This window comes from Bacillus sp. FS02, assembly GCF_024398395.1.
Lineage (GTDB): Bacteria > Bacillota > Bacilli > Bacillales > Bacillaceae > Bacillus > Bacillus altitudinis.
In genome coordinates, this window is the sequence record NZ_CP074101.1 from 341246 (window position 1) to 367950 (window position 26705).

A 26705-nucleotide genomic window follows, 5' to 3' on the forward strand; every position below is an offset into this window, starting at 1 on the left:
CTCCTACATCTGCATTCTCATAATCTCTTGGTACGCTTCGACTGCTTTATTCCGAAACTCGGTTGCAGCTGTGAGTGTCACACTCGCTTTTTGTGAAGCAATCATGACTTCATCGAGATTGACATCTTTCCCTTGTGCGAGAGCATTCGTATACTGGTCTGATTTCAGCTGTGATTGATTTAATGCCTCAATGGAATTCTTCAGCACATCAGAGAAATTCGTTTGACTTTTAGGTGCAGCCGCCTGCACAGACGACGCATTCGTCAATTCACTTGCTTGCTGAGCGGTTTGAAGCTGGAAAGGAGATATTGCGTTAACCAATTCTTTTCACCTTACTTTCCTATTTCTAAAGCTTTCATCAGCATGCTTTTATTCGCATTCAGCGCAGTCACGTTTGCTTCATATGACCTTGAGCTGCTGATGAGATCAACCATTTCCTTTAATGGATCAACGTTTGGTGTTTGAACATATCCATTTTCATTGGCATCGGGATTTGTAGGATCATATTGAAGGTTGAATGGAGTTTCGTCTTCAGTAATTTTTGTTACTTTGACGCCGTTTCCTAATTTGCCGCTCGAATTCATGCTTGAGTTCAATATAGATGAAAATGATTCACCTGACGGCTGTAATGTGACGAGCTTGCGTCTATAAGGCTCCCACTTGCCATCAACCTGTTTAGCTCTTGTTGTATCCATATTCGCAAGGTTCGAGGATACAACGTCCATTCTGAGCCTCTGTGCTGTTAATGCTGAGGCCGAAGCGTTAACGCCTGAAAAAATTGACATCACTTACCTCCTGTCAAAACTGTTTTAAGAGAATTGAACTTTCCGCTCATTCTTTCAACCAACGCATTATACTGAATTTGGTTTTTAGCGAGTTCACTCATCTCTTGATCAATATCGACATTATTTCCGTTTTCTTGATAAGAAGTACGGTTACTCGAAACAACTGAATAATTAGACCCTGTTTTAGAAAAATCAATGTGACCTTGGTATGTTTTTTTAGCATCTAATTTGATTGACGCATCATTTAGCATGTCGTGGAATGCAACTTTTTTAGACTTGTAGTTCGGTGTGTCTATATTCGCGATATTATTGCTTATGACTTTTTGCTTAACATTCGCTCTGCCCAAGGCATTCTCAAGGTTGCTTATCGTTCCAGAAAATATATCCAAAACCATATACCTCCAATCATATGTATTTCATTCCATTTAATCATGTCGAGATTTGTAAAACCATATGTTCATTGTAAGAAATAATAGGATTAAAGTCTATGATGTAATTGTAAAAAAAACTCGTAATATATATCTATTTTACGAATAGGTATAAAGACCTAGATTCAAAGCACTACAGAATTGTAAGGGGTTTCTTGGAAAAAAGAGTGTCATTTTTCGGACAAATCCTCTTTTTTTATACAAAAAAACCCTTTTCAGCGTTTATTTCGGCCGAAAAGGGTTTTTTGATTAGTGAGATTTTAAATTTTCAAGTTCAATTAAAAATTTGTTGTTTAATACTTTGATGTATGTTCCCTTCATTCCAAGAGAACGAGATTCAATAACGCCTGCACTTTCTAATTTACGAAGTGCGTTTACGATCACTGAACGAGTGATTCCTACACGGTCAGCAATCTTGCTTGCCACAAGCAGCCCTTCGTTTCCATCAAGTTCTTCAAAGATATGCTCAATCGCTTCAAGCTCACTATATGAAAGAGAGCTGATCGCCATTTGAACAACCGCTTTACTTCTTGCTTCTTCTTCAATTTCTTCCGCTTTCTCGCGAAGAATCTCCATTCCAACAACTGTTGCGCCGTATTCAGCAAGAATTAAATCATCATCTGTGAATGTATCTTGCAAACGAGAAAGGATTAACGTCCCTAAGCGGTCTCCGCCTCCGATGATTGGCACAATCGTTGTCAAACCTGATTGGAATAAATCACGGTTCTCAATCGGGAAAGCTGTGTACTCACTGTTGATGTCAAGGTTTGAAGATGTTTCAGGGACATTGAATAAGCTTTTTGTATATTCTTCAGGGAACTGACGATCTTCCAGCATTTTTTTCATACGTGCATTTTCAATCTGCTGGTTAATGGAGTAGCCAAGAAGCTTCCCTCTTCTGCTTAATACGAAAATGTTTGAATCAATGACATCTCTCAGTGTTTCTGCCATTTCTTTAAAATTAACCGGTTTCCCCGCTGCATCTTGCAGCATCGAGTTAATAATCCTTGTTTTTTGTAGTAACGCCATAATAATGATCCTCCTAGATTACTTTATTCATTTGTTAAAGTATAAATTGACTTAAGTCTTTGTTATTTGCAATCTTTCCTAGCTTCTCTTCTACATACTGAGGGGTAATAGTCACTGTTTCCATTGTAATATCAGGCGCCTCAAATGAGAGCTCTTCTAGCAGCTTCTCAAGTATGGTGTGAAGCCTTCTTGCACCGATGTTATCCGTCTCCTGATTGACGTGATAAGCCACTTCGGCAATCTTATGAATAGCATCGTCAGAAAATTCAAGAGATATACCTTCTGTTTCAAGTAAAGCCTTATATTGCTTTAATAACGCGTTATCTGGTTCCGTTAAGATTTTCACAAAGTCTTCTATACTTAATTTATCTAATTCTACACGGATTGGGAAGCGCCCTTGAAGCTCTGGAATCAAATCCGAGGGTTTCGCCATATGAAAAGCGCCTGCTGCTACAAATAGAACATGATCTGTTTTCACAGCCCCATACTTCGTCATCACAGTGGAACCTTCTACAATCGGTAAAATATCACGTTGAACCCCTTCACGAGAAACATCTGCAGACGATGCACCACCGCTTTTGGCAATTTTATCGATTTCATCGATAAAGATGATTCCTTGCTGCTCTGCTTTTTGCACGGCTTCCTGACCGACTTCATCCATATCAATCAGTTTTGAAGCTTCCTCAGCAGTTAACGCTTTTCTCGCTTCTCTGACGGTCAGCTTTCTGCGTTTTTTCTTTTTAGGCATGAGATTGCTAAGCGCATCCTGCATGTTCATACCCATTTGCTCCATACCCGAGCCTTGAAGCATATCAAACATGGAAGGCTGCTGCTCTTCAACTTCAATCGTGACGTAATGGTCTTCAAGTTCACCCATCGCCAGCTGGTGCGCAATGCGTTTTCTCGTCGACTCAAGCTCTACTTCTTCACTTGAGTGATCTCGATCACTTTCATCAGCATCAGAACCACCAAACAGCATCTCAAAAGGATTTTTCACAGACTGACTTTTTTTCTTTCCAGGAACAAGTAGATGAACAAGCCGTTTGTTTGCTTGTTTTTCCGCTTCTTCTTGAACATCCTTCATTTTTTCTTCTTTGACTAGTCTGATTGCTGTTTCCACTAAATCTCTGACCATTGATTCTACGTCACGTCCGACATATCCAACTTCAGTAAACTTCGTCGCTTCCACTTTAATGAAAGGTGCACCAGAAATCCTTGCAATTCTGCGGGCAATTTCTGTTTTCCCCACACCTGTCGGACCAATCATTAAGATGTTTTTAGGAACGACTTCATCCTTTAGCTTATCATGTAAAAGACTTCTTCTGTAACGGTTTCTTAAAGCCACCGCCACTGCTTTTTTCGCATCAAGCTGACCAATAATGTACTGATCGAGCTTTTCAACTATCTCTCTTGGGGTGAACGGCTTTTTCTCCATACGTCTCATGTCCTTTCTATTCAAGCTCTTCTAAAGTGATTTGATCGTTCGTGTAGACACAGATTTCTCCGGCCGTTTCAAGAGCCGCCTTTGCAATCTCTCGAGCTGAGAGATGGTCACCTGCATGTTTTTTGAGTGCTCTCCCGGCGCTAAGCGCGTAGTTGCCGCCTGACCCGATAGCCAAAATGCCATCGTCTGGCTCGATGACCTCTCCTGTTCCAGATACGAGCAGGATGCTTTCTTTATTCATGACGATAAGCATGGCCTCAAGCTGTCTGAGCATCTTGTCACTCCGCCATTCTTTCGCCAGTTCTACAGCTGCTCGTTTTAGGTTACCACCGTATTCTTCAAGCTTCGTTTCAAACTTCTCAAAGAGTGTAAATGCATCTGCAACTGAACCAGCAAAACCTGCGAGTACTTTGCCTCCGAAAAGACGGCGCACTTTTTTTGCTGTGTGTTTCATGACGACAGCCTGCCCAAAAGTGACTTGACCGTCTCCAGCCATCGCACTTTTTCCTTTATGTTGAACGGCAAAGATTGTGGTTGCATGAAATGATGACATGAAAAAACCTCCTTTTAGGATCGTTTAAAAGCCCTTGGGTGATGAGACATGTACGTTTTTCTTAAAGAATCTTTTGATACATGCGTGTACACCTGTGTTGATGATAAATTTGAGTGACCGAGAAGTTCTTGAACACTTCTTAAATCCGCTCCCTCGTTTAAAAGATGCGTAGCAAAGGTGTGCCTTAACATGTGTGGATGGATATGTAATGTGCCAGACGCCTTTTTCATTAATTCAGTTAGAATGAATCGAACGCCTCTATCTGTAAGAGGAGCTCCGCGCTGATTCAAAAACACATGTGAATCAGCACGATCCTTTCCCTTCACTTTCAGCTTCTGCCTTCCATCCTCTAAATATGTGGAGAGCGCTTCATGTGCATAAGATCCGAAAGGTACATACCGCTGTTTGCTGCCTTTCCCATGTACAAGCACTGTATCCATCGATAAATCAAGATCAGATTCTTTTAATGAACATAACTCACTGACCCTCATACCTGTTGCATAAAGTAGTTCTAAAATGGCTTGATTTCTTTGACCAAGCGGTGTATTTACATCAGAAACTGTAAATAGCTCTTTTAGTTCCTCTTCATACAAAAATGAAGGAATTCGCTTATCCTGCTTTGGTAAGCTAACGAGTAAAAAAGGATTTTCTTTCACAAGCTGTTCTCTTAATAAAAATTTATAAAAGCTGCGAAGTGCAGAGACTTTCTTACTAATCGTTCTTCTTGTAAGGCCTTTTTCATAAGCTTCTGTTAAATAAATTCTCGTATCTTGATAGGATACCTCTTCAAAACCGTCTATTCCTTGAATGTTCATAAATCTGACAAACTCTTCAATCGCCTCAGTATAACCTGAGATCGTTAAAGCTGAATAGTTCTTTTCAATCTGCAAATATTCAATGAATAAGTGGACAAGACGCTGTTTATCTGTCATTTTTACACCTCTTTAAGGCTTTTAAATGGTATCACATATCTTGCTTCCCGTGCAATGTTTTACTACAGAGATTTCGAAATAGTTTGAATAGTTTCGATTGCGCGTTTAGCGTACTCTGCATAGCGCTCTTGTTTGTTTTTAATTCGAACGCCAAGATCTTTCAGCAAGCCAAAGTTTGCATTCATCGGCTGGAAGCTTTTCTTGTTTGTTGATGTGATGTAGTAAGCCATACTGCCAATCGCTGTTTCTTCTGGAAGTGTCACAAGCTCTTCTCCTTTAACAAAACGAGCTGCGTTGATTCCAGCCACTAGTCCTGAAGCCGCGGACTCAACATATCCTTCAACACCAGTCATTTGTCCGGCAAAGAATAAGTCGTCTCTATTTTTAAATTGATACGTCGGTTTTAGAAGGCTTGGCGAGTTAATAAATGTATTACGGTGCATCACACCATAACGAACAATCTCTGCCTCTTCAAGACCTGGGATCAAACGAAATACTTCCTTTTGATCGCCCCACTTCAGATGTGTTTGGAAACCAACAATATTATATAAAGTACCTGCTGCATCATCCTGTCTTAATTGAACAACAGCGTAAGGTCTTTTTCCTGTTTTCGGATCTTCAAGTCCAACTGGTTTCATCGGTCCAAAGAGCATGGTTTTTTTCCCTCTTTTGGCCATGACTTCAATGGGCATACAGCCTTCGAAGAAGATTTCTTTTTCAAACTCTTTTAACGGCACAGTTTCAGCCGAAATGAGCGCCTCATAAAAACGATCGAATTCTTCTTCTGTCATCGGACAGTTTAAATAAGCCGCTTCCCCTTTATCATAACGTGATTTCAAGTACACTTTATCCATATCGATGCTGTCTTTCTCGAGGATCGGCGCTGCTGCATCGTAGAAATATAAATACTCTTCACCTGTTAAAGATTTCAATTCTTTTGAAAGTGCTTCTGATGTAAGAGGACCCGTTGCGATAATCGTCGGACCTTCTGGAATGCTTTGCACTTCTTCTTGAAAGACCGTCACATTCGGGTGATTTTTCACGCGGTCTGTGACGTTCGCTGCAAATTCATGACGATCTACTGCAAGCGCTCCACCAGCAGGAACCGAGCTTTCATCTGCTGCTGCGATGATTGCTGAGTCTAAATGACGCATTTCTTCCTTTAGTACACCTACTGCGTTTGTTAAAGCGTTCGCACGCAATGAGTTACTGCATACGAGCTCCGCAAATTTATCAGTGTGGTGAGCTGGTGTTTGTTTGACAGGTCTCATTTCATACAGATGGACTTTAATTCCACGCTTGGCAATTTGCCATGCCGCTTCACTTCCTGCTAAACCTGCTCCGATCACATTTACAAATTGACTCATTGTACAACTCTCCTATTTCGTAAGTTCTATTTGATGACATAAAAAAGCAGGTGAACAAGGCTGCTCACCGCTATTTTTGTTGTTCCTCTTTATAATCACAGTTCACACATTGAACTTGAATGCCTTTTTTCAGCTTTTTCTCTACAAGCATATTTTCGCATTTTGGACACTTTCTTTCAATTGGTTTGTCCCAAGAGACGAATTCACACTCTGGAAAACGATCGCAACCGTAAAAAATGCGGCGCTTCTTAGATTTCCGTTCAACGATATTTCCTTCGTGACAAGTCGGGCATTTGACACCAATATCTTTGACAATTGGTTTTGTGTTACGGCAGTCAGGGAAATTAGAGCATGCCATGAACTTACCGTATCTCCCCATTTTGTACACCATTGGATGACCACACTCTTCGCAATCAACTCCGGCGTATTCAGGCTCGATCTCAACTTCCTGCATCTCTGCTTCTGCTTTTTCTACCCTTTTTGCAAAATCTTGATAGAAACTGTCGATAATGCGTACCCATTCAATCGTACCTTCTTCAACGCTATCAAGTTCTTTTTCCATTTTCGCAGTAAATTCTACGTTAATGATTTCAGGGAAGAATTCAATAATTAAGTTGAGCACAATCTCTCCAAGCTCTGTTGGAATAAACCGTTTGTTATCAAGTGCCACGTAGCCGCGCTTTTGAATAGTATCTAATGTTGGTGCATACGTCGATGGGCGGCCGATACCTAGCTCTTCAAGGGTTTTGACAAGTCTTGCCTCAGTGTAACGTGGAGGCGGCTGCGTGAAGTGCTGCTCTGGTTCAATATCTTTTGAAAGAACGGTATCCCCCTCTTTCAGATCAGGAAGCATTTTGTCCTTTTCTTCTAACTGGTCGTCCTTCCCTTCAACATATACTTTCATAAATCCAGGGAATTTCACCTTACTTCCATTTGCACGGAAAGTAAGCCCGTTATTTTCAAGATCCACACTCATTGTATCAAGAACAGCTGGTGCCATTTGGCTTGCCACAAAACGTTCCCAAATCAATTTATAAAGACGAAGCTGATCTCTACTTAGCACGTGTTTGACATCTGCTGGTTTTCTTAGCGTAGAAGTCGGACGGATGGCTTCGTGAGCATCCTGTGCATTTTCGTTCTTTTTGGCAGTACGTTTTGTTGTATTCAAGAAATTCTTGCCGTACGTTTGATCAATGAAAGCAGATACTTCTTCAATTGCCGTATTGGAAATACGTGTTGAGTCCGTTCTCATATATGTAATGAGACCTACTGTACCTTCTTTACCAAGATCAATTCCTTCATATAATTGCTGTGCAATCATCATCGTTTTCTTCGCACGGAAGTTTAGTTTTCTCGCTGCCTCTTGTTGTAAGGTAGATGTTGTAAACGGAACAGCTGGGTTGCGTTTACGTTCTTTTTTCGTCACTTTTTCAACAGAAAACTTGCTTCCTTTTAATTTCGAAAGGATTTCTTTTACATCTTCTTTTGTTTTTAGCGGATGTTTTTTGCCATTTACGCCAAAGAAACTCGCTTCAAAGCTTTCTTTCCCTTTTAGGAAGGTGCCATCAATTGTCCAGTATTCTTCTGGTTTGAATTCATTAATTTCATTCTCGCGGTCAATAATCAGGCGGAGTGCAACTGATTGAACACGACCGGCGCTTAAGCCCTTTTTGACTTTCTTCCATAAAATTGGGCTGATTTTATATCCAACAAGACGATCTAAGATTCGTCTTGCCTGCTGCGCATCAACCAAGTCCATATCGATCATACGTGGATGTTTAAAGGAATCTTTAATTGCATCTTTTGTAATCTCGTTAAAGACAACGCGGCAATCCGAAGAGAGGTCAAGGTCAAGGCTGTGGGCTAAATGCCAAGCAATCGCTTCTCCCTCTCTGTCGGGGTCAGCTGCGAGATATACTTTTTTTGCTTTTTTCGCTGCTGTTTTTAATTCTTTTAAGACTGGACCTTTTCCTCGAATCGTAATATATCTCGGTTCGAAGTCATGCTCAGTGTCAACACCAAGCTGACTTTTCGGTAAATCCCTTACGTGCCCCATTGAAGCCTTTACTTTATACTTTTTTCCTAAATAACGCTCAATCGTTTTCGCCTTTGCTGGCGACTCAACGATGACTAAATAATCAGCCATACTCAAAATCCCCCTTAAGAGGTGTTCTCTCTTTATCCATTTCACAAATTTATATTTATGTTAATTGCACCTATCTAACAGGCAATCGTTAAAAATTCTTTATGATGAACATCATTATAAACACGAAAAACAAAGTGTAAACTTAAATCCTCACTATTATTAAATATTCCGATGTCTTTTGTCAAACGATATTTTTATGGGAGTTCAGTATATTGAACACCGCTCAAGGAGAATTCCTCTAAAATATCCTTCGTTGAATGAACAAGCTTGGCACCTTGCTGAATCAGTCTAGCTGGACCTATAGAATTAGAATCAAAGATCGATCCTGCAACAGCAAACACTTCTTTTCCTTGCTCTAATGCCTGATAGGCTGTAATAAGCGATCCGCTCTTTTCTTTGCACTGAACCACGATGGTTCCTCTTGTCAGGGCACTAATTAATCGGTTTCTCATTGGAAAATGCCATTTTTCTGGTTTGATATAAGGCGGATGCTCTGACAACAGTAAATGATGTTCTCCCATATATTGAGCCATTTGCACATGTTCTTTTGGATATACATGTTGAAAGCCGCCAGCTACAACACCAATCGTTTTTCCTTTTTTTCTTATGCACTCTTTGTGTGCAAGTCCATCAATTCCTTTTGCTAAACCACTCACAATCATCCAATCTTCCTCTACAAGTTCTCCAACAATTTTCTTCACGCACGCTTCTCCATAAGAGGATGGCACTCGTGTACCTACTACACCTAAACTTTTTTCTTCATTTAAATAGGTAACGTTTCCTTTTAGGAATAATACTGGGGAGGATCATAAATGTGTTTTAGTGAGCTGGGATATAAAGGTGATGTGATGGGAATCATGTGAATATTTTGCTTTAAATAGGCTTGAACGATGTGTTGAAAAATGGGGAATTCATTTTCTTCAGCTTGTTGTAAGCGGGTAAAGTCGATCTTTTGTAATGATCGATCCTGTTTGAAATGATGTGTTTCTTCATTTATATATAGCTCAGGATCGACCTTCCACCATTTTGTTAACAAAGAGGGTGAGATGAGGCCTTTTAAGCGGTGAAAAATCATTCTTTCGGACACGTTGTACATACCATTCCTCCAGTTTAAGATAGAAAGAAGAAGACTTGTCAAAGAACAAGTCTTCTTGTGTCATTAATGCGTTTTACAAGCTTCGAAGAGATTCTTCTCTTTTAACACTTTAATTAAGGTTTCTCCCATGACAGATGGTGTCTCTGCCACTTCAATTCCACATTCACGCATTGTTTTTACTTTTTCATCAGCAGTTCCTTTACCACCAGAAATAATGGCACCAGCATGTCCCATACGTTTTCCTGGAGGCGCTGTTTTACCGCCAATAAAGCCGACAACCGGCTTGGTCATATTTGCTTTTACCCATTCAGCTGCTTCTTCTTCAGCAGTACCACCGATTTCACCAATCATGATCACAGCATGCGTTTCAGGATCTTCATTGAAGGCTTTTAATACATCAATAAAGTTCGTGCCATTGACAGGGTCTCCGCCAATTCCTACAGCTGTTGATTGACCAACACCAGCCTCTGAAAGCTGATGTACCGCTTCATATGTAAGCGTTCCAGAACGAGATACAACACCAACATGACCTTTTTTATGAATGTAGCCAGGCATAATGCCAATTTTACATTCTTCAGGTGTAATCACGCCAGGACAGTTCGGTCCAACAAGTCTTGTCTTCTTACCTTCCATATAGCGTTTCACTTTAACCATATCCAGAACTGGAATGTGTTCTGTGATACAAATCACTAGATCCACTTCTGCATCAACAGCCTCTAAAATGGCGTCTGCTGCAAATGGTGCTGGTACATAGATAACAGAAGCATTTGCTCCAGTTGTCTGTACTGCTTCAGATACAGTATTAAATACAGGAACTCCCTCTACTTCAGTTCCACCTTTTCCAGGTGTGACACCGCCAACGATATTTGTTCCATACTCAATCATTTGTTTTGTATGGAATAAAGCGGTTGAACCGGTAATCCCTGAACAATTACTCTCGTATTTTTATTAATAAATACACTCATTTAGGTTCCCTGCCTTTCTGCTCTACTTGACTAAAGATACAATCTTTTCTGCCCCGTCAGCCATAGACTCAGCAGAAGTGATATTTAAGCCTGAATCACTCAGGATTTTCTTCCCTAATTCAACGTTTGTTCCTTCAAGACGTACAACGAGTGGTAATGTTAAGCCGACTTGTTTCGTCGCTTCAACAACACCTTCTGCAATGACATCACATTTCATGATGCCGCCAAAAATGTTCACGAAAATCCCTTTGACATTTTGATCAGATAAGATGATTTTAAATGCTTCCGTTACTTTTTCAGCAGTTGCACCGCCGCCAACATCAAGGAAGTTTGCAGGGTCCCCGCCGTAATGCTTGATGATATCCATTGTAGACATCGCAAGGCCTGCTCCATTCACCATACAGCCAATATTCCCATCTAGTGAAATGTAGCTTAGGTCATATTTAGATGCTTCAATCTCCTTTGGATCTTCTTCATCAAGGTCACGGTATTCTAATATATCTTTTTGTCTATATAAGGCATTGCTATCAAAGTTTAATTTTGCATCAAGTGCCATGACTTTTCCATCACCTGTTACAACAAGAGGATTTATCTCGGCAATTGAACAATCCTTTTCAATAAACGCATTGTAAAGGCTTGTCATAAACTTAACAGCTTGACCAACTAATTTTGTTGGAATATTAATTTTAAACGCAACTTCTCTCGCCTGATAGGCTTGGAGACCAATCGCTGGGTCGATGACCACTTTCACGATTTTTTCTGGCGTTTTTTCTGCTACTTCTTCAATTTCAGTACCGCCTTCTTCAGAAGCCATCAAAACAATTCTTGATGTCGCTCTATCCAAAACGAGTCCTACATAGTACTCTTTTTGAATATCGCAGCCTTCTTCAATAAGTAAGCGTTTTATTTCGCGCCCTTCAGGCCCTGTTTGATGTGTGACAAGTGTCTTGCCGAGCAATTCCTCTGCAAACCCTTTCACTTCATCTTTTGTTTTTGCAATTTTTACCCCACCTGCTTTACCACGGCCGCCTGCATGAATCTGTGCTTTTACGACATATACAGAGCTTCCAAGCTCTTCTGATGCTTTCACTGCTTCATCAGGTGTAAATGCTACTTTACCATTTGGAACTGAAACCCCATATTTTCTTAGGATTTCTTTTCCTTGGTACTCATGGATATTCATTTCCCATCCTCCCAACATATGTAGAAACAAAAATTATAAAATAGACTGCGCTTTCATTTTAAAGAATAAAAAAGAGAATGTCTAGGGTTCTATGTAAAATCGTAAAATCCTTCTAAACATTCAAACTTTTATTTTATTAAAAATATAAATTTTTCAGTCAAAACACTTATTTTACCTTATTTTTTCATTTTTTGATCCAATCGATAGATAAATGAAAATATTTCTGCTACAGTATCGTATAACGCTTCTGGGATTTCCTCATCGAGCGTTAAGTGGCGCATCAGTTCTACTAAATTACGGTCTTCTTGAATAGGGACTCCAGCTTTTTGAGCTTCTTCAATAATATGATCAGCCACATAGCCACTGCCTGTTGCAACGACTTTTGGCGCTTTTTGTTTTTCTTCATCATAGTGTAGAGCGATCGCTCTTCTAAGCGGTTTTGAATCTTTCATACTCGTAAGTCCAGCCCTTTCTCGCTGATTTTATGAAAGTGTTCATCTAGAAAGTCAGACGGATCAATTGGCTCTTCTCTCTTTTTCGCTGTAATCCCCGTCAAACTATACCCTAGGGCATTTAAATTCTCTCGAACAGCTGGAATCATTGGATTAATGGTCCCTTGCAGTTCGTGAGCCGTCTCGACTGTAATTGACATCACTTTTTGCTGAATCGTACAGTCTATTAACGTTTCTTCTAAGTTTTCCATGTTTAAATAAAACATTAAACGGCACTGAGAAATATCAATAGAGCCATCTTTTTTCTTATGCCCTTTTAGAATAAAGGTTAAATCTTGAACACTATGTTTTGAGAAAAGCGGGTAAGAAACCATCATTTGACTAACTGTTTGGTTTTCCTGATGCACTAGTAACTGCCCATTTAATCTATGGAATAATTGATCCACTTCTTTTTTTACGGGCTCGGGAACATCAGCTTGCCTTGCATCATTTAAAACCATCTTTAATTGGTGAAGCTCTTGGCTTTTGACATCTTGGCTGCCCTTTTCCAGTAATTTCAGCATCCCAATTTCATCTCGTACACCTATCGCTTTTTTCATCGTCATCAGTAAATTGAGTACATCGGTTTTATTGCCTAATGCTGGTTCAGTCTGCTGAATGACCTTTACCAATGCGTTCGCCTCTGTTTTTGAAAGAAACGGAAATTCCCTTTGAAGCACGGCTGCCTTTGCGTCAGCCTGTGGCCCTGCCTGCTGGACTGCTTGAACCAGTGATGTGAGTTGTTTTACATCAAGCTGCTGCTGTCCGTCTGTACCTTGCTTTGTGATGCTCGTCAGAATGCGTTCTATTTGCTGAAGCGGGAGCTGTTTTGGACTTAATAATTGCTGCACGCTGTTCTGATTCACTGTATCCGCCTGTCGCCCTTGTTGTATAGCGGTGGGCTGGCTCTGCTTTGTTTGCTGAGCCGGATTGACATGAGGCTGCACTTGCTGCAAGCTTTCTCCTTGCTTCGTTTGACCTTCTTTTGCTCCTAGAAGCACCGATAAGAGCTTTTCTGCATGAACGGTTGTCTCAGCATTTACAACCGTACGAACGGCCTGTGTAAGAGCCTGTGTGGCTTCTGATTGCTTCGGAAGCTGTGTTAATCGATCTAGCAGTGCTGTCACATCCTGATGAAGTGCAGAGGGGGATTTCATCGCTAATATTGATTGGAGCACTCCTTGTTGAATCGGCAAATCTTTCTTTAAAGCAAAAAGAAGTGCTTGCAGACCTTTTTTGATATCCGCACCTTGAAGTTGTTCAATCCATTTTACTGCCGTTTTTAACTCTGCTTCGTTGATGACCGGTTTTTCTTTTAAAAAAGCTGTAGCTGTTAACATTTGTTCAAGTCCATTTTTAAGCGACAGACCTTCTAGTAGTTTAGCTGCGGCATCCTTTAATGTTTTAGGATCTTGGTCAAATTGCTGAACAGGTCTTAATTTACTCAGACTGCCTCCACCTTCTTGTTCTAATTGGAACCAGTAGAAAGAATCGGCTTTTAGCTGAGCCGCTAGCTGCGCTTTGATTTTGGTCGAACCTATTTGAACAAGTGCTGTATCATCCCCGAGCATTTTCAGTACTTTGCCGAGAATGAGCCGGTGAATATTTTCCTTTCCTTCCGTGTTAAGCGGAACAGATTCTGCCGTATTCAGCCGACTATTCAGTGCAGTATGTATATCTTCAACTCTTGTCATCACAGGCAGCCTCCTTGTGTCAAAATATTTATGAAATAACAGATTTCACTGGTGCAAATGATAACCGGTGGATAGGTGTGGCGCCATGTGTTTGAATGGCAGCAAGGTGCTCTTTCGTTCCATACCCTTTATGTTTTTCAAATTGATACTCAGGGTACTGGCGTCCATACTCTTCCATCATTTGGTCCCTTGTCACTTTGGCAATACATGCACCAGCTGCGATGGATGCGCTTTTAGCATCTCCTTTGATGATATTCTCCTGTTGAGTAGGAAGCGGGAGCGTCATCGCATCTATGAGTAGATAATCAGGTGTGTGAGTGAGCTGCTTTACAGCCCTCACCATCGCCAGTCTTGATGCTTCGTATATATTGATTTCGTCAATCGTTGCCGCATCAACAATGCCGATGCCGATGTCGAGCGCTTCCTTTTGAATGAGCTCATAATAGGTCATTCTTTTTTTCTCAGATAGCTGTTTTGAATCATTTAAACCGAGTAGGACGGTATCTTCTTTTAATATCACAGCTGCCGCAACCACTGGGCCAGCGAGTGGTCCTCTTCCTGCTTCATCTATGCCTGCAATATAAGTGTATCCTTGCGCTTTTGCTTTGGTTTCAAATTGCAGCATTTGCTTCCATGCTGCATGTAGTTCTTGCTGCTTTTCTCTGTCTTTGTTCCATTTGTCCATCAGCTTATGGACACTTTTTCTTGTATCGTCTTTCAATAGTTCACGAATGTATGACTCGTCGTCAGCATGTTGTTCTATTAATTCTTTTATTTGTTTGACCGTGTACATTGGCTTTTCCGCAGCCTCCTTCTTTATATCGGCAGTTTTTCGCAAAAAATAAAGACCCGCATGAGCTGCGTGTCTTTTAGCTTTCAGGCTTCTCAAAAGTGAGGGGACCAAATTTTTCCGTTCGAATATCCCGAATAATGATTTCGGTCGTTTTGTCGTAATTAATGAATCCTCCACTCATCAGGCAGCCGCGTTTTGTGCCAATGGCATCAAACAGCTCAACTGTATCTTCAGGTATTTCTGCTAGATCATAACGTTTTTTTAATCGCTCTGGATAGTGCTCTTCTAAAAAGCGTAGCGCATAAACGGCGACATCCTGCAAGTTGATGATTGAGTCTTTAATCGCTCCGGTGACGGCCAGCCTAAGACCTACTTGTTCATCTTCAAATTTCGGCCAGAGAATTCCAGGGGTATCGAGCAGTTCAAGTTCTTTTCCTACCTTCACCCATTGCTGTGACGTCGTAATACCAGGTCGATCTCCTGTTTTCGCAATATTTTTCTTTGCCAACCGATTGATCAGCGTTGATTTGCCGACATTGGGAATTCCGATAATCAAAGCTCGAATGGCACGCGGCTTAACACCTTTTGCTTTCATTCGATCGAACTTTTCTTTTAAGATTTCTTTTGATGTCGTAATGATTTGATTTAACCCTTGTCCATCGACAGAATTAATGGCAAGCGACCGTACACCTTGCGCTTCAAAGTGTGCCTGCCACTCTTTTGTCATACGAGGATCTGCTTTATCTGCTTTGTTCAAAAGCATAATTTTCGGTTTGTTTTGGAGGATTTCTTCAATCATTGGGTTTCTAGAGGACATCGGAATCCTTGCATCGGTTAATTCAAATACGATGTCGATGAGCTTTAATTTTTCTGTGACTTCCCGTCTTGCTTTTGCCATATGGCCTGGAAACCATTGAATTGTCATATGTGCACCTTCTCTCTTCTAACGGTTGTCTCTATACATTGTACAAAAAAAGAGCCTGTTACAGGTAACAAGCTCTTTCCTTTGATATCATTATCGTCTGATTTCTTTGATACGAGCCGCTTTACCGCGAAGTTCACGTAGGTAGTAAAGTTTCGCACGACGTACCTTACCGTGACGTACAACTTCGATCTTAGCGATTTTTGGTGTGTGTACAGGGAATGTACGCTCAACGCCTACACCGTAAGAGATCTTACGAACTGTGAAAGTTTCGCTGATTCCACCACCACGACGCTTAATTACAACACCTTCAAAGATCTGGATACGCTCACGAGTACCCTCGACAACTTTCACGTGTACACGTAAAGTGTCACCAGGACGGAACGCAGGAAGATCAGTGCGTAATTGTTCTTTTGTGATTTCTTCAATCAATTGTTGCATCGTTTTCAACTCCTTCCAACAGATGCTCATGTCCTCTTTCTTCATTGCAGCGGAACATCGTTTTCAAACTTGAATCGGCAAGCCGTCCAAGTCACAAGTAGTATCATACCACACCTGTATACCTTGTGCAATACAATCTAGTCATTATGAAGCTGCCAAAGCCATCTTTTTTCTTCATCCGTTAATGTTTTGCAAGAATCGATCAAATCTGGCCGTCTTGTATAGGTTCGCTTCAACGATTCTTTACGCCGCCACTCTTCAATTTTGGCATGATTTCCAGAGAGAAGCACATCTGGTACTTTCAATCCTTTATAATCAGCTGGTCTTGTATAGTGCGGATGCTCAAGCAGACCTGTACTAAATGAATCTTCGATATGAGACGCTTCTTTTCCAAGCACATGAGGCAAAAGCCTGACCACACTGTCTGCAATCATCATCGCCGGCAGCTCTCCGCCTGTGAGAACGAAATCTCCGATTGAGATTTCATCTGTGACAAGATGCTCCCTGATGCGCTCATCGTAGCCTTCATAGTGGCCGCAAATGAACATAAGATGCTCTTCTTTTGCAAGCTCTTCTGCTTTCTTTTGTGTATATCTTTCTCCTTGAGGACAGACAAGAATAATGCGGGGCTTCTTGTTTGCTTTTTTCGTTAAATCTTCTACCGCATCAAATACAGGCTGTGCTTTCAGAACCATGCCAGCACCGCCGCCATACGGATAGTCATCCACTGTTTTATGTTTATGATCGGAATACTCCCTAAAATTCACGACATCAAATGAGACCGCATCTTTTTCCTGAGCTTTTTTTAAGATCGATGAGTGAAGCACCCCTTCAAACATTTCAGGAAACAGTGTTAAGAAGTCAATTTTCATTCGTCAATGAGTCCTTCCATCACTTCAATGTGTACTTTCTTGGATGAAATATCAACTGTTTTGACGACAGATGGAATATAAGGGATGAGGGCATCTTTTTTGCCTTTTCTTCCAACCACCCATACATCATTTGCCCCTGGCGTTAAAACTTCTTTGATTTGACCAATCAGTTTGTCCTCTTCATCATATACTTCACAGCCGATGATTTCGTGGAAATAGAATTCCCCTTCATCTAATGAACCAAGATGTTCTTTTTCTACTTTTAAAATCGACTCTTTTAATTGCTCAGCTTCATTTAACGAGCCGACTTCTTCAAATGTCAGTAAATCAAATTGTTTGTGCTGTCTATGTGATGCGACAGTCACTTTTAGCGGTTCTTTTTGATTTTGTTTGAAAATATAAAGGACGCTGCCTTTTTTGTAGCGTTCTTCTGGGAAATCAGTCTTTGACACAACACGTACTTCTCCGCGCACTCCATGTGTATTGACGATCTTTCCGACATTCAACCATTCTAGCTCCATGTTCTCAATCACCCCTGACGTATTTCCACAATGGTGCCGTCTTTCACGACGATGACATTGTCTTGCATTTTGTCATCCCATTTATCACCTATTTTTACTTCAATCAGCGCATCCACTTCTGTTTCTTTCATTTCACTGCCAAGAGGCAAGATATGCAGCTGCTCGACTTGAAAATCAATTTGCCTCATTTTCTCTTGTCTTTTTTCAATGGCTTTTTGAAATTGAGGGATGGCTTCTTGCTGATGTGGTTCTTTTTCATGCTTTTTTAGTTGAAAATATAGTTGATTGCACTCACGTTCTAGTCTTTCTTTTTTCTCCAAAAAAGTCGTTAACAGTTTGTCCTTACTGCTTTCAGTTAATACTTGCATGACGGTGACATGTTGAATGATCTGCATCTTCCTTTTTGTCCCCCTATCCGAAGGCATTTGTCCTCTACAGTATAACGAAAAATAGATTTAAACGTGTAAAAAAAGGGGAGGTCCTAAGCCCTCTCCCTTTTTAGTCAGCAATCTCAAGTTGAACTTTCTTAGAAGACTCTGCACTTGCTGCAAACATGACTGTTCGTATCGCTTTAGCTGTACGTCCCTGCTTACCGATCACTTTTCCGGTATCTTCAGCATTGACAGACAGTGTGTAAATGACCTGCTCATCTTTTTCTAATGAAGATACGTGAATATCTTCAGGGAAATCAACAAGTGGCTCGACGATGGACACAATCAATTCTTCCAAGGACAGCTCATTCATTATTTGCTGTTTTTCGCATTATGAAATTTTTCAAGAATTCCTTGGCTTGAGAAAAGGTTACGAACTGTATCAGATGGTTTCGCACCATTTTGAAGCCATTTAAGCGCTAATTCTTCGTTGATTTTCACCTCAGCTGGTGATACCACTGGGTTGTAAGTTCCAACTGTTTCGATGAAACGACCGTCACGTGGTGAACGAGAATCTGCTACAACAATACGATAGAAAGGAGATTTTTTTGCTCCCATACGTTTTAAACGAATTTTTACTGCCATTTTACTAGCACCTCCGAAAATATTTCAACAAGATAGTATATTAACAATGATAAAAGGGTTTGTAAAGTGTTTTTTCTTAACAACGGTTTTATCATGTATAACCAATTACATAAATGGTAATTTAAAGCCGCCTTTTTTCTTTCCTTTGGACATATTGGTCATTTGCTTCATCATCTTTTTCATTTCGTCAAATTGTTTTAAAAGGCGATTGACTTCCTGTACAGTTGTTCCGCTTCCTTTTGCAATCCGTTTTCTGCGGCTTGCATTGATGACCTCTGGCTGTTCTTTTTCTTCGGTCGTCATTGATTTAATGATCGCTTCGATGTGATTGAGCTGCTTTTCGTCTACTTGGACGTTTTTGAGCCCTTTCATTTTACCGGCTCCCGGCATCATTTGGATCAGTTCATCAAGTGGACCCATGTTGCGAACCTGCCCAAGCTGCTCGAGGAAATCATCGAGCGTGAAGCTCATTGTCCGCATTTTTTGTTCAAGCTCTTTCGCTTTATCTTGGTCAACGTTTGCTTGTGCTTTTTCAATAAGCGTGAGCACATCTCCCATGCCAAGAATTCTCGATGCCATACGCTCTGGATGGAATGGTTCAATTGCATCAAGCTTTTCACCTAGTGCGGCGAATTTAATCGGCGTATTTGTGACTGCACGAATTGAAAGTGCTGCCCCGCCTCGCGTATCACCGTCTAGTTTTGTCAGAACGACACCTGTTAAACCAAGCTGTTCATTAAAGCTTTTTGCGACATTGACAGCATCTTGACCAGTCATCGAGTCAACAACGAGGAAAATCTCTTCTGGATTTGCGACTTCTTTTACTTTCTGAAGTTCATCCATTAAGTCTTCATCAATATGAAGACGTCCTGCTGTATCTAAAATGACATAATCATGATGTTCTTCTTTCGCTTTTTCAATTGCCTGTTTGGCAATTTCGACAGGACTAACTTGATCACCTAATGAGAATACGGGCATATCAAGCTGTTTCCCAAGCGTTTGAAGCTGCTGGATCGCTGCTGGTCTGTAAATATCAGCAGCCACCATCATCGGCTTGCGATTATGTTTTTTGCGAAGTAAGTTGGCAAGCTTTCCAGTTGTGGTCGTTTTACCTGCCCCTTGAAGACCAACCATCATAATGACAGTTGGAGATTTTTTTGCTACAGCGATTTTACTCTCTTCCCCGCCCATTAATTCAGTGAGTTCTTCTTTTACAACTTTAATGACCTGTTGTCCTGGGGTAAGACTTTGCATGACCTCTTGTCCAACTGCCCGCTCGCTTACTTTTTTCACAAAGTCTTTGACTACTTTAAAATTGACGTCAGCTTCAAGAAGGGCAAGGCGTACCTCGCGCATCATTTCTTTTACATCTTGCTCTGACACTTTTCCTTTGCCGCGGATTTTTGAAATCGTCTGCTGCAGTCGGTCGGCTAATCCTTCAAATGCCATACTGTGCCGCCTCCTAATCTAATTTCTCAAGCGATTCAATTAAAGCTTCTGCTTCTTCCTTTTGCGCGGAATCTGCTACAAGCTCTCTCATTTTTGTGAGAAGTTCTTTACGCTCTTTAAATTTCTTAAACAAGAGCAGCTTTTCTTCATATTGTTCAAGCATCGCTTCAGTCCGTTTAATATTATCATAAACAGCCTGTCTTGATACTTCATATTCATCCGCAATTTCACCGAGGGAAAAATCGTCTAGGTAGTAAAGCGACATGTAGCTCTTTTGTTTTGCGGTCAACAACGATTGATAGAAATCAAACAAGTAGTTCATTCTCGTTGTTTTTTCAAGCGTCATGGGCTCTCTCCCCTTTGTTAAGTTCATTCCCTTTACAACAACTAAGTTTACACGGTTCTAATCTATGTGTCAAGTTTTTATCTTGTCACTTCCTGCGGCGATATATAAATAAAAATGCCGGCAGTTTTGCCGGCATCCCCAGATTGTTGACAAAGGGCTAAAATGAACTTGATTTTAGCACTTTGTCTTCTTTTCAGCGTGATAGAAAACCTTTGCAGTCTAGGAAGGACGAGTACTGGCGCGGAGCGAATTTATCATTCGTGAGCACCAGCACGCAGGACTGACAAAGAATGCGAGGGTTTGTCTACACGCTGAATGCCGGCAGTTTTGCCGACATCTTGATTAGTCTTCTTGATCAATCATGTCTGAGAATAATCCGTACACATACGATTCAGCATCGAACTCTTGCAGATCGTCTACTTTTTCACCTAATCCGACAAGTTTTACAGGGATGTTGAGCTCATTGCGAATGGCAAGAACAATCCCGCCTTTTGCAGTACCGTCAAGCTTTGTTAAAGCGATACCTGTCACGTTTGTTGCTTTAGAAAATTCCTTCGCTTGCGCCATCGCATTTTGACCCGTTGTCGCATCAAGGGCAAGCAGTACTTCATGCGGTGCATCGGGCACTTCGCGTTCAATGACTCTCTTGACCTTCTCCAGCTCTTTCATCAAGTTGACTTTATTTTGCAGTCTGCCTGCTGTATCACAGATCAGGACATCTGCTTTTTTGGCTTTAGCTGATTGAACGGCATCATAGATGACCGCTGCCGGGTCAGAGCCTGCTGTTTGTTTAACGACAGGAACACCAGAGCGCTCGCCCCATACTTCAAGCTGCTCAATCGCCCCCGCACGGAACGTATCACCTGCTGCTAAAATGACGGATTTCCCTTCATTTTTCAGCTTGTTTGCCAGCTTACCAATGGTTGTGGTTTTACCGACACCGTTCACGCCTACAAATAAAATAATATTTAAACGGCCGTCTTCAATGTTCAGTTCAGAGATTTGTTCCTCACCGCTATTGTAAATCTCCACGAGTTTTTCAGAGATGACTGCTTGTACTTCACTTGGGTCTTGAATGTTTCTTAATTTCACTTCTTTTTTCAGCTCATCAATCAGTTCCATCACAGTCGTGAAACCAACATCAGCACCGATTAACACTTCTTCTAGTTCTTCAAAAAAGTCTTCATCCACTTTACGATAGCGAGAAATGAGTTCATTTACTTTTCCCTGAAACGAATTTCTCGTTTTTTCAAGTCCATCTTTAAACTTTTCTGATACTGAATCGGTTTGCTGCGTAAATTTTTCTTTTAATTTCTTAAAAAAGCTCATTGGTTCAAAAACCTCCTTTAATTACTGGACAAGCTCTTTCGTTTCCTCTAGTTTGACAGATACCAGTTTTGAGACACCTGACTCCTGCATCGTGACACCGTACAGAACATCTGCTTCTTCCATGGTTCCTTTTCGGTGTGTAATCACAATGAACTGTGTTTCTTGGCTATATTTCTTTAAATACTGGGCAAAGCGGAACACATTCGCTTCATCAAGCGCTGCTTCTACCTCATCTAGCACACAGAATGGAACAGGTCTCACTTTTAAGATCGAGAATAATAAAGCGATGGCTGTTAATGCTCTTTCTCCGCCTGAAAGCAGGCTTAGATTTTGCAGCTTTTTCCCCGGCGGCTGCGCCACAATATCGACGCCTGAGTTTAGTAAATCGTTTGGATCTGTCAACTTAAGGTCTGCTCTTCCTCCGCCAAATAATGCTTGGAAAACAGATTCAAAATGCCCGCGGATTTGAGAGAATGTCTCAGAGAAACGTTTCGTCATCTCCTGATCCATTTCTTCAATGACTTGGAATAACGTATTTTTCGCTTCTGTCAGATCATTGCGCTGTTCAGTTAAGAAGAGAAAACGTTCATTCACACGTTCATACTCGTCAATACTGCCTAAGTTCACTGTTCCAAGCTCTTCAATGGCTAGTTTGATCAATTTCACGCGTTTTCTTGCTTCATCCGGCGATAGCGTCAGATGATACATTTCTTTTGCTCCTTCAAACGAAAGGGCATACTCTTCGTTTAAATAGGCGATGAGGTTATCAAGTTCAACTTCCATGCGGCCAAGCTTGATTTCTTCATCTTTTAAGCTTGTCGTGAGCTGTTTATACAGGCGTTTTTGCTCTTTTAGTTCACGTTCTGCGAATTCTAATGTTTCAGAAAGAGCCAGGCGCTGTTTGCGTCGCTCTGAGATAAGCGCTGTCGTTTTGTTTTTATGTTCCAGTTTCTCTTTTGCCGCTTCTTCCAGTTGTTCGGCGCCGCTTGAGCTGGATGACATTTCACTTGTTAAGAGGGACAAATCTTCTTTTGTTTCCGTCAGCGTCTTTTCAGCCTCTTCTAATTCAGCCGTTAAGCTCGATAGTTTTTCTTGTTCATTCGCTAAAGACTGCTCTTTTTTGGCAAGCGAGATTTTCAGCTCTGTTAATTCGGAAGAAATGGTTTCTTTCGTTGAGCTTTGGGTCTGCTTCCGTTTTGTTAACGTGTTGATCTCTTCGTCAAGAGAGGTCAGTTTCTCACCTATAGATGTTTCAAGGGCTGCCTGCTCTTTGTCCTTGCTCGCAAGTTCGCTAGAGCGCTGCTGCAACTCTTCTTTTTCTTGATCATAGAGCTCTAGATGAGCGTTAATATTTTTTTCCGCTACTTGCAGTTCATATAATGTCCCTTTTAACTCTTGCTGCTTTTCTCGAAGCATTTCGCCGCGCTGACGCAGTTCATTTAATTGGACTTCGCTTGCGGCAATCGATTGCTTCGTTTCTTTTGTTTCTTTTTCAAGGATCGTTGTTTTTTCTTCCATTTCAACGAGCTGCTTTGTTAATGTTTCAATCTCTCGGGTTCTGGAGAGGAGGGAATTGTTCTTTTTCTTTACGCCGCCCCCAGTCATTGAACCGCCTGGGTTCACCACGTCCCCATCAAGGGTCACGATGCGATAACGATGTCCAAGCATTTTCGCCAGCTCATTGGCACCTTTTAAGTCTTGAACAATCAGGACCGTTCCAAGCAAATTCTGTATGACTTTTTCATACTTTTCGTCAAAGGAAACGAGCTGACTCGCTACGCCGATAAATGCGTCATGCTGCTCAGCTGTTTGAATATCTCTAAACTGAATGGTTCGTTCTTTGATGACGTTCATCGGCAGGAAGGTCGCACGCCCAAAGGAATGCTGCTTTAAGTATCCAATGGCCTGTCTGGCAGCCGCTTCATTTTCAGTAACGACATGCTGCGTGGCTGCGCCAAGTGCAATTTCAATCGCTGTTTCATGTTGCTGCTCTGTTTGAATCAGCTCTGCAATCGCCCCGTGAATACCGCCTAACCGGTCCTTTGCCTTTAAAACCTCTTTCACTCCTTGGAAAAATCCTGAGAAGTCTTCCTGCATGGATTCAAGCATTTCTTTTTTAGATTTTGCCTGCTGTACATATTGATAGGCTTGGTAAAGAGCCGTTTCTTTTTTCTCGTATTGACGTTTCATCTGCTCTAGCTTTTGTTCCGCTTCTCTAAAGCGTTTCACCTGAGCCAAAATGTCTTCTTCTCGTTCTGAAAGTTGCTGCTCGGCTTCTGTTTTCTTTTCCTTCACAGATACCCGTTCTTCGATATGTTTCTGATTATTTTGCGTTAACCGCTCTAGCTGCAAGGCTGCTTGGCGCTGCTGCTCTTCTAGTAATGTACGTTCGTTTCGGATAGAAGCTTGCTCGTTTAATAGGTCAAAATAATCGCTTTTTAGCTGTTCAATTTGCCCTTCCACATCTTCACTATGAAGAGACAGCTGATGCTGTTTTGTTTTCACTTCATCTTTTAGCTGCTGCACTTCTGTTTGCAGGCTGTCACGTGTGACTTTCTGCTGTTCAATTTTTTCCGTTAACAACGCCTGTTTTTCGGTTAAACGCACGAGCGTGTCTTCTAGCTGCCCTTGGTTAGCGGCCGCATTTTTTTTCCGTTCTTTTAGAACTTCTTTTTTCCCTTCAAGCTTTTCTAGTTCTTCACTTGTGAAAAGGAGGACTTCTTGGAGGTCATGAATCGAATCGTCAAGCGCCTGAATACGGTCTCTCGCTTCTTCGATTTTGGCTTCCTTCGCTTGAATGTCTGTGGACTGCTTCATTTCATCTTGTTTGAACCGCTCGACAGCTTCACCAAGTGTTGTCCATTTTTTGTGCAGTGCTTCAATATCATGGACGGTGAGAGCAATTTCTACATTTTCAAGTTCTTCTTTCTTTTGCAGATAGTCTTTTGCAATAGATGCCTGCATTCTTAGTGGTTCTACTTGATCTTCTAGTTCATGCAGAATATCTTCTACCCGGTTTAAGTTGTCCTGCGTTTCAAACAGTTTATTCTCGGCTTTTTTCTTTCTTGTTTTATATTTCAGGACACCCGCTGCTTCTTCAAAGATGCTACGTCTTTCTTCAGCTTTACTCGATAGAATCTCTTCTACCTTCCCTTGGCTGATGATCGAAAAAGCTTCTTTTCCAAGACCTGAATCCATGAAAAGATCAATAATATCCTTTAAGCGGACAGATTGATTGTTAATGAGAAATTCACTTTCTCCAGAACGATAGACTCTTCTTGTCACACTGACTTCGTGAAAATCGATCGGCAAAAAGTGATCTTCGTTATCGAGCGTTAATGTCACTTCTGCTAAGTTGACTCGTTTTCTTGAATCACTTCCTGCAAAAATGATGTCTTCCATTTTTCCTCCGCGGAGGCTTTTTGCTGATTGCTCTCCAAGTACCCAGCGGATCGCATCAGTAATATTACTTTTGCCGCTTCCGTTTGGTCCAACAACAGCTGTAACCCCTTTGACAAAGTCTACAGTCACCCGCTGTGCGAAAGATTTGAATCCTATCACGTCTAAACGTTTGAGGAACATGAGAGTGATCCTCCTTATGTATTTAAAGTACTATTATCTTACCATATGAACTGAAAAAAGATGATGGAAAACAGAGTGAAATCCCCCTGAATCACGAGGGGGATTTTATTGGTTCATATGATGTTTCTGTAATTTAGCAAGTGCTTCCTGTGCAGCATGCTGTTCCGCTTCTTTTTTTGAACGGCCATTTCCAATTCCGAGCACTTCTCCTCTAAGGGATACATTGGCTTCAAATTCCCGGTTATGTGCTGGACCTTTTTCATGCAGGATTCGGTATTCAAGTACACCTTTTCCATCTCGCTGAACAAATTCTTGAAGCTGGCTTTTAAAGTCCATGACATGTGAGAATGCCCCGTCATTAATTTTCGGGTATACATAGGCTTCTAGGAATCGTTCAACAGGCTCAAGTCCTTGATCTAAATAAAGCGCTCCGATAAACGCCTCAAATACGTCTGCTAAGAGTGCCGGACGCTTTCTACCGCCTGTCATTTCTTCCCCTTTTCCTAAAAGAACAAGGTCTCCGAAGGACAGCTCATGTGCTAATGACACAAGTGATGGCTCACATACGATCGCCGCTCTCAGTTTTGTTAAATCTCCCTCACTCATGGCTGGGTACTTTGCAAATAAGAACTGTGAGATCGTCAACTCTAAAACAGCGTCCCCTAAAAATTCAAGTCTTTCATTATCCTCATAAGGTTTTTTCCGATGCTCATTCACATAAGAGGAATGTGTAAAGGCTTGATAGAGTAGTTTTTCATTTTTAAAGTGTACAGAAATGCGCTGCTGAAATTCTCTGAATTGCTCTAGTTTTTTGCTCTGTTTCTGTTTGTCTTTATATTGTTTTGGCATAGCAACCTCCAGGTAGGCGTCATCGCCTTTAAGGATACTGATTATATGGAGTCTCTCTTTCTACATGCAAGGAAACCGTGCTCCTTAGCATCTGAAAAAGGCTGACAATTGATCAGCTGAATATGTTGAAACTAACATAAATTTTCAAAGTCCCGCCATGAAAATAGACGGGACTTTGTTACGCTTATTGCTGGTTATTTATGTAGTTCACAGCGTCACCGACTGTTGCAATTTTTTCAGCATCTTCGTCAGAAATTTCCATATCGAACTCATCTTCAAGTTCCATAACTAGCTCAACTACATCAAGGGAATCAGCGCCTAAATCTTCTTTAAATGAAGCCTCCATTTTCACGTCAGCCTCATCAACGCCAAGGCGGTCTACAATAATTTTTGATACACGCTCTAATACGTCTGCCATTGCCTTTCACCTCCCCTCAAAGTATTATAGTTGATTCGTTTTTAAAAAACTAGA

At 41.2% G+C, this 26705-nt stretch carries 26 protein-coding genes and 2 pseudogenes; all 28 read right to left on the reverse strand.

The features are described from left to right. Positions 1-3 precede the first annotated feature (3 nt). Positions 4-321 carry a flagellar hook-basal body complex protein FliE gene (fliE, locus tag KFQ09_RS01730; RefSeq protein ID WP_007499609.1) on the reverse strand — a complete coding sequence of 106 codons (318 nt, stop codon included), beginning with the start codon at positions 319-321 and terminating at the stop codon, positions 4-6. A gap of 11 nt (positions 322-332) precedes the next feature. After that, on the reverse strand, positions 333-785 hold the full coding sequence (gene flgC / locus KFQ09_RS01735) for a flagellar basal body rod protein FlgC (protein WP_007499610.1): 453 nt from the start codon (positions 783-785) through the stop codon (positions 333-335). Continuing rightward, positions 785-1174, reverse strand: coding sequence for a flagellar basal body rod protein FlgB (gene flgB, locus KFQ09_RS01740; protein WP_017359092.1), 390 nt, complete (start codon positions 1172-1174; stop codon positions 785-787). The genes flgC and flgB overlap by 1 nt, the downstream gene beginning before the upstream one ends. A 288-nt stretch (positions 1175-1462) precedes the next feature. After that, positions 1463-2242 carry a GTP-sensing pleiotropic transcriptional regulator CodY gene (gene codY / locus KFQ09_RS01745; RefSeq protein ID WP_007499612.1) on the reverse strand — a complete coding sequence of 260 codons (780 nt, stop codon included), beginning with the start codon at positions 2240-2242 and terminating at the stop codon, positions 1463-1465. A 34-nt stretch (positions 2243-2276) separates the two neighbouring features. Further along, a complete protein-coding gene (hslU, locus tag KFQ09_RS01750; RefSeq protein ID WP_008344818.1) occupies positions 2277-3677 on the reverse strand; it encodes an ATP-dependent protease ATPase subunit HslU in 1401 nt (466 codons plus the stop codon). A 16-nt stretch (positions 3678-3693) separates the two neighbouring features. Continuing rightward, on the reverse strand, positions 3694-4239 hold the full coding sequence (gene hslV / locus KFQ09_RS01755; RefSeq protein ID WP_007499614.1) for an ATP-dependent protease subunit HslV: 546 nt from the start codon (positions 4237-4239) through the stop codon (positions 3694-3696). A 14-nt stretch (positions 4240-4253) separates the two neighbouring features. After that, a complete protein-coding gene (gene xerC, locus KFQ09_RS01760) occupies positions 4254-5171 on the reverse strand; it encodes a tyrosine recombinase XerC (RefSeq protein WP_007499616.1) in 918 nt (305 codons plus the stop codon). A gap of 62 nt (positions 5172-5233) precedes the next feature. Continuing rightward, complete coding sequence (trmFO, locus tag KFQ09_RS01765; RefSeq protein ID WP_007499618.1) at positions 5234-6538, reverse strand: FADH(2)-oxidizing methylenetetrahydrofolate--tRNA-(uracil(54)-C(5))-methyltransferase TrmFO; 1305 nt, start codon at positions 6536-6538, stop codon at positions 5234-5236. Positions 6539-6608: 70 nt separating this feature from the next. Further along, entirely contained in the window at positions 6609-8684 is a 2076-nt protein-coding gene (gene topA / locus KFQ09_RS01770; RefSeq protein WP_008344821.1) for a type I DNA topoisomerase, read from the reverse strand. Positions 8685-8878: 194 nt separating this feature from the next. Then, positions 8879-9780 (reverse strand): annotated as a pseudogene (gene dprA / locus KFQ09_RS01775) (DNA-processing protein DprA). 63 nt (positions 9781-9843) lie between these two features. Next, positions 9844-10745 (reverse strand): annotated as a pseudogene (gene sucD / locus KFQ09_RS01780) (succinate--CoA ligase subunit alpha). Positions 10746-10767: 22 nt separating this feature from the next. Next, complete coding sequence (sucC, locus tag KFQ09_RS01785; protein ID WP_008344824.1) at positions 10768-11928, reverse strand: ADP-forming succinate--CoA ligase subunit beta; 1161 nt, start codon at positions 11926-11928, stop codon at positions 10768-10770. A gap of 176 nt (positions 11929-12104) precedes the next feature. After that, entirely contained in the window at positions 12105-12380 is a 276-nt protein-coding gene (locus KFQ09_RS01790; RefSeq protein WP_048002829.1) for a FlhB-like flagellar biosynthesis protein, read from the reverse strand. Further along, a complete protein-coding gene (locus KFQ09_RS01795) occupies positions 12377-14113 on the reverse strand; it encodes a hypothetical protein (RefSeq protein ID WP_050827260.1) in 1737 nt (578 codons plus the stop codon). Before KFQ09_RS01795 ends, KFQ09_RS01790 begins: the two co-directional genes overlap by 4 nt. Positions 14114-14141: 28 nt before the next feature. Next, positions 14142-14906, reverse strand: a complete 765-nt coding sequence (locus KFQ09_RS01800) for a ribonuclease HII (protein WP_052320403.1) — start codon at positions 14904-14906, stop codon at positions 14142-14144. 76 nt (positions 14907-14982) lie between these two features. Next, a complete protein-coding gene (gene ylqF, locus KFQ09_RS01805) occupies positions 14983-15831 on the reverse strand; it encodes a ribosome biogenesis GTPase YlqF (protein ID WP_007499632.1) in 849 nt (282 codons plus the stop codon). Between the two features lie 90 nt (positions 15832-15921). After that, complete coding sequence (rplS, locus tag KFQ09_RS01810) at positions 15922-16269, reverse strand: 50S ribosomal protein L19 (RefSeq protein ID WP_008344834.1); 348 nt, start codon at positions 16267-16269, stop codon at positions 15922-15924. A gap of 137 nt (positions 16270-16406) precedes the next feature. After that, a complete protein-coding gene (gene trmD, locus KFQ09_RS01815; RefSeq protein WP_007499635.1) occupies positions 16407-17141 on the reverse strand; it encodes a tRNA (guanosine(37)-N1)-methyltransferase TrmD in 735 nt (244 codons plus the stop codon). After that, positions 17138-17662, reverse strand: coding sequence for a ribosome maturation factor RimM (gene rimM / locus KFQ09_RS01820; protein ID WP_008344836.1), 525 nt, complete (start codon positions 17660-17662; stop codon positions 17138-17140). Before rimM ends, trmD begins: the two co-directional genes overlap by 4 nt. A gap of 8 nt (positions 17663-17670) precedes the next feature. Further along, positions 17671-18057 (reverse strand): YlqD family protein, encoded by a 387-nt coding sequence (locus KFQ09_RS01825; RefSeq protein WP_008344839.1) that lies wholly within the window; start codon positions 18055-18057, stop codon positions 17671-17673. A 103-nt stretch (positions 18058-18160) separates the two neighbouring features. Further along, on the reverse strand, positions 18161-18406 hold the full coding sequence (locus KFQ09_RS01830) for a KH domain-containing protein (protein ID WP_012009937.1): 246 nt from the start codon (positions 18404-18406) through the stop codon (positions 18161-18163). Then, on the reverse strand, positions 18406-18678 hold the full coding sequence (gene rpsP / locus KFQ09_RS01835) for a 30S ribosomal protein S16 (protein ID WP_008344841.1): 273 nt from the start codon (positions 18676-18678) through the stop codon (positions 18406-18408). The genes KFQ09_RS01830 and rpsP overlap by 1 nt, the downstream gene beginning before the upstream one ends. A 105-nt stretch (positions 18679-18783) precedes the next feature. After that, on the reverse strand, positions 18784-20127 hold the full coding sequence (gene ffh / locus KFQ09_RS01840; protein ID WP_255835994.1) for a signal recognition particle protein: 1344 nt from the start codon (positions 20125-20127) through the stop codon (positions 18784-18786). Between the two features lie 13 nt (positions 20128-20140). Further along, positions 20141-20473, reverse strand: a complete 333-nt coding sequence (locus KFQ09_RS01845) for a putative DNA-binding protein (protein ID WP_008344844.1) — start codon at positions 20471-20473, stop codon at positions 20141-20143. Between the two features lie 342 nt (positions 20474-20815). Further along, positions 20816-21802 carry a signal recognition particle-docking protein FtsY gene (gene ftsY, locus KFQ09_RS01850; RefSeq protein ID WP_017359097.1) on the reverse strand — a complete coding sequence of 329 codons (987 nt, stop codon included), beginning with the start codon at positions 21800-21802 and terminating at the stop codon, positions 20816-20818. 21 nt (positions 21803-21823) lie between these two features. Continuing rightward, positions 21824-25384 carry a chromosome segregation protein SMC gene (smc, locus tag KFQ09_RS01855; RefSeq protein WP_255835995.1) on the reverse strand — a complete coding sequence of 1187 codons (3561 nt, stop codon included), beginning with the start codon at positions 25382-25384 and terminating at the stop codon, positions 21824-21826. Positions 25385-25489: 105 nt separating this feature from the next. Continuing rightward, positions 25490-26233 (reverse strand): ribonuclease III, encoded by a 744-nt coding sequence (rnc, locus tag KFQ09_RS01860; RefSeq protein WP_008344850.1) that lies wholly within the window; start codon positions 26231-26233, stop codon positions 25490-25492. Positions 26234-26417: 184 nt separating this feature from the next. Continuing rightward, entirely contained in the window at positions 26418-26651 is a 234-nt protein-coding gene (gene acpP / locus KFQ09_RS01865; RefSeq protein ID WP_008344853.1) for an acyl carrier protein, read from the reverse strand. Positions 26652-26705: the final 54 nt, after the last annotated feature.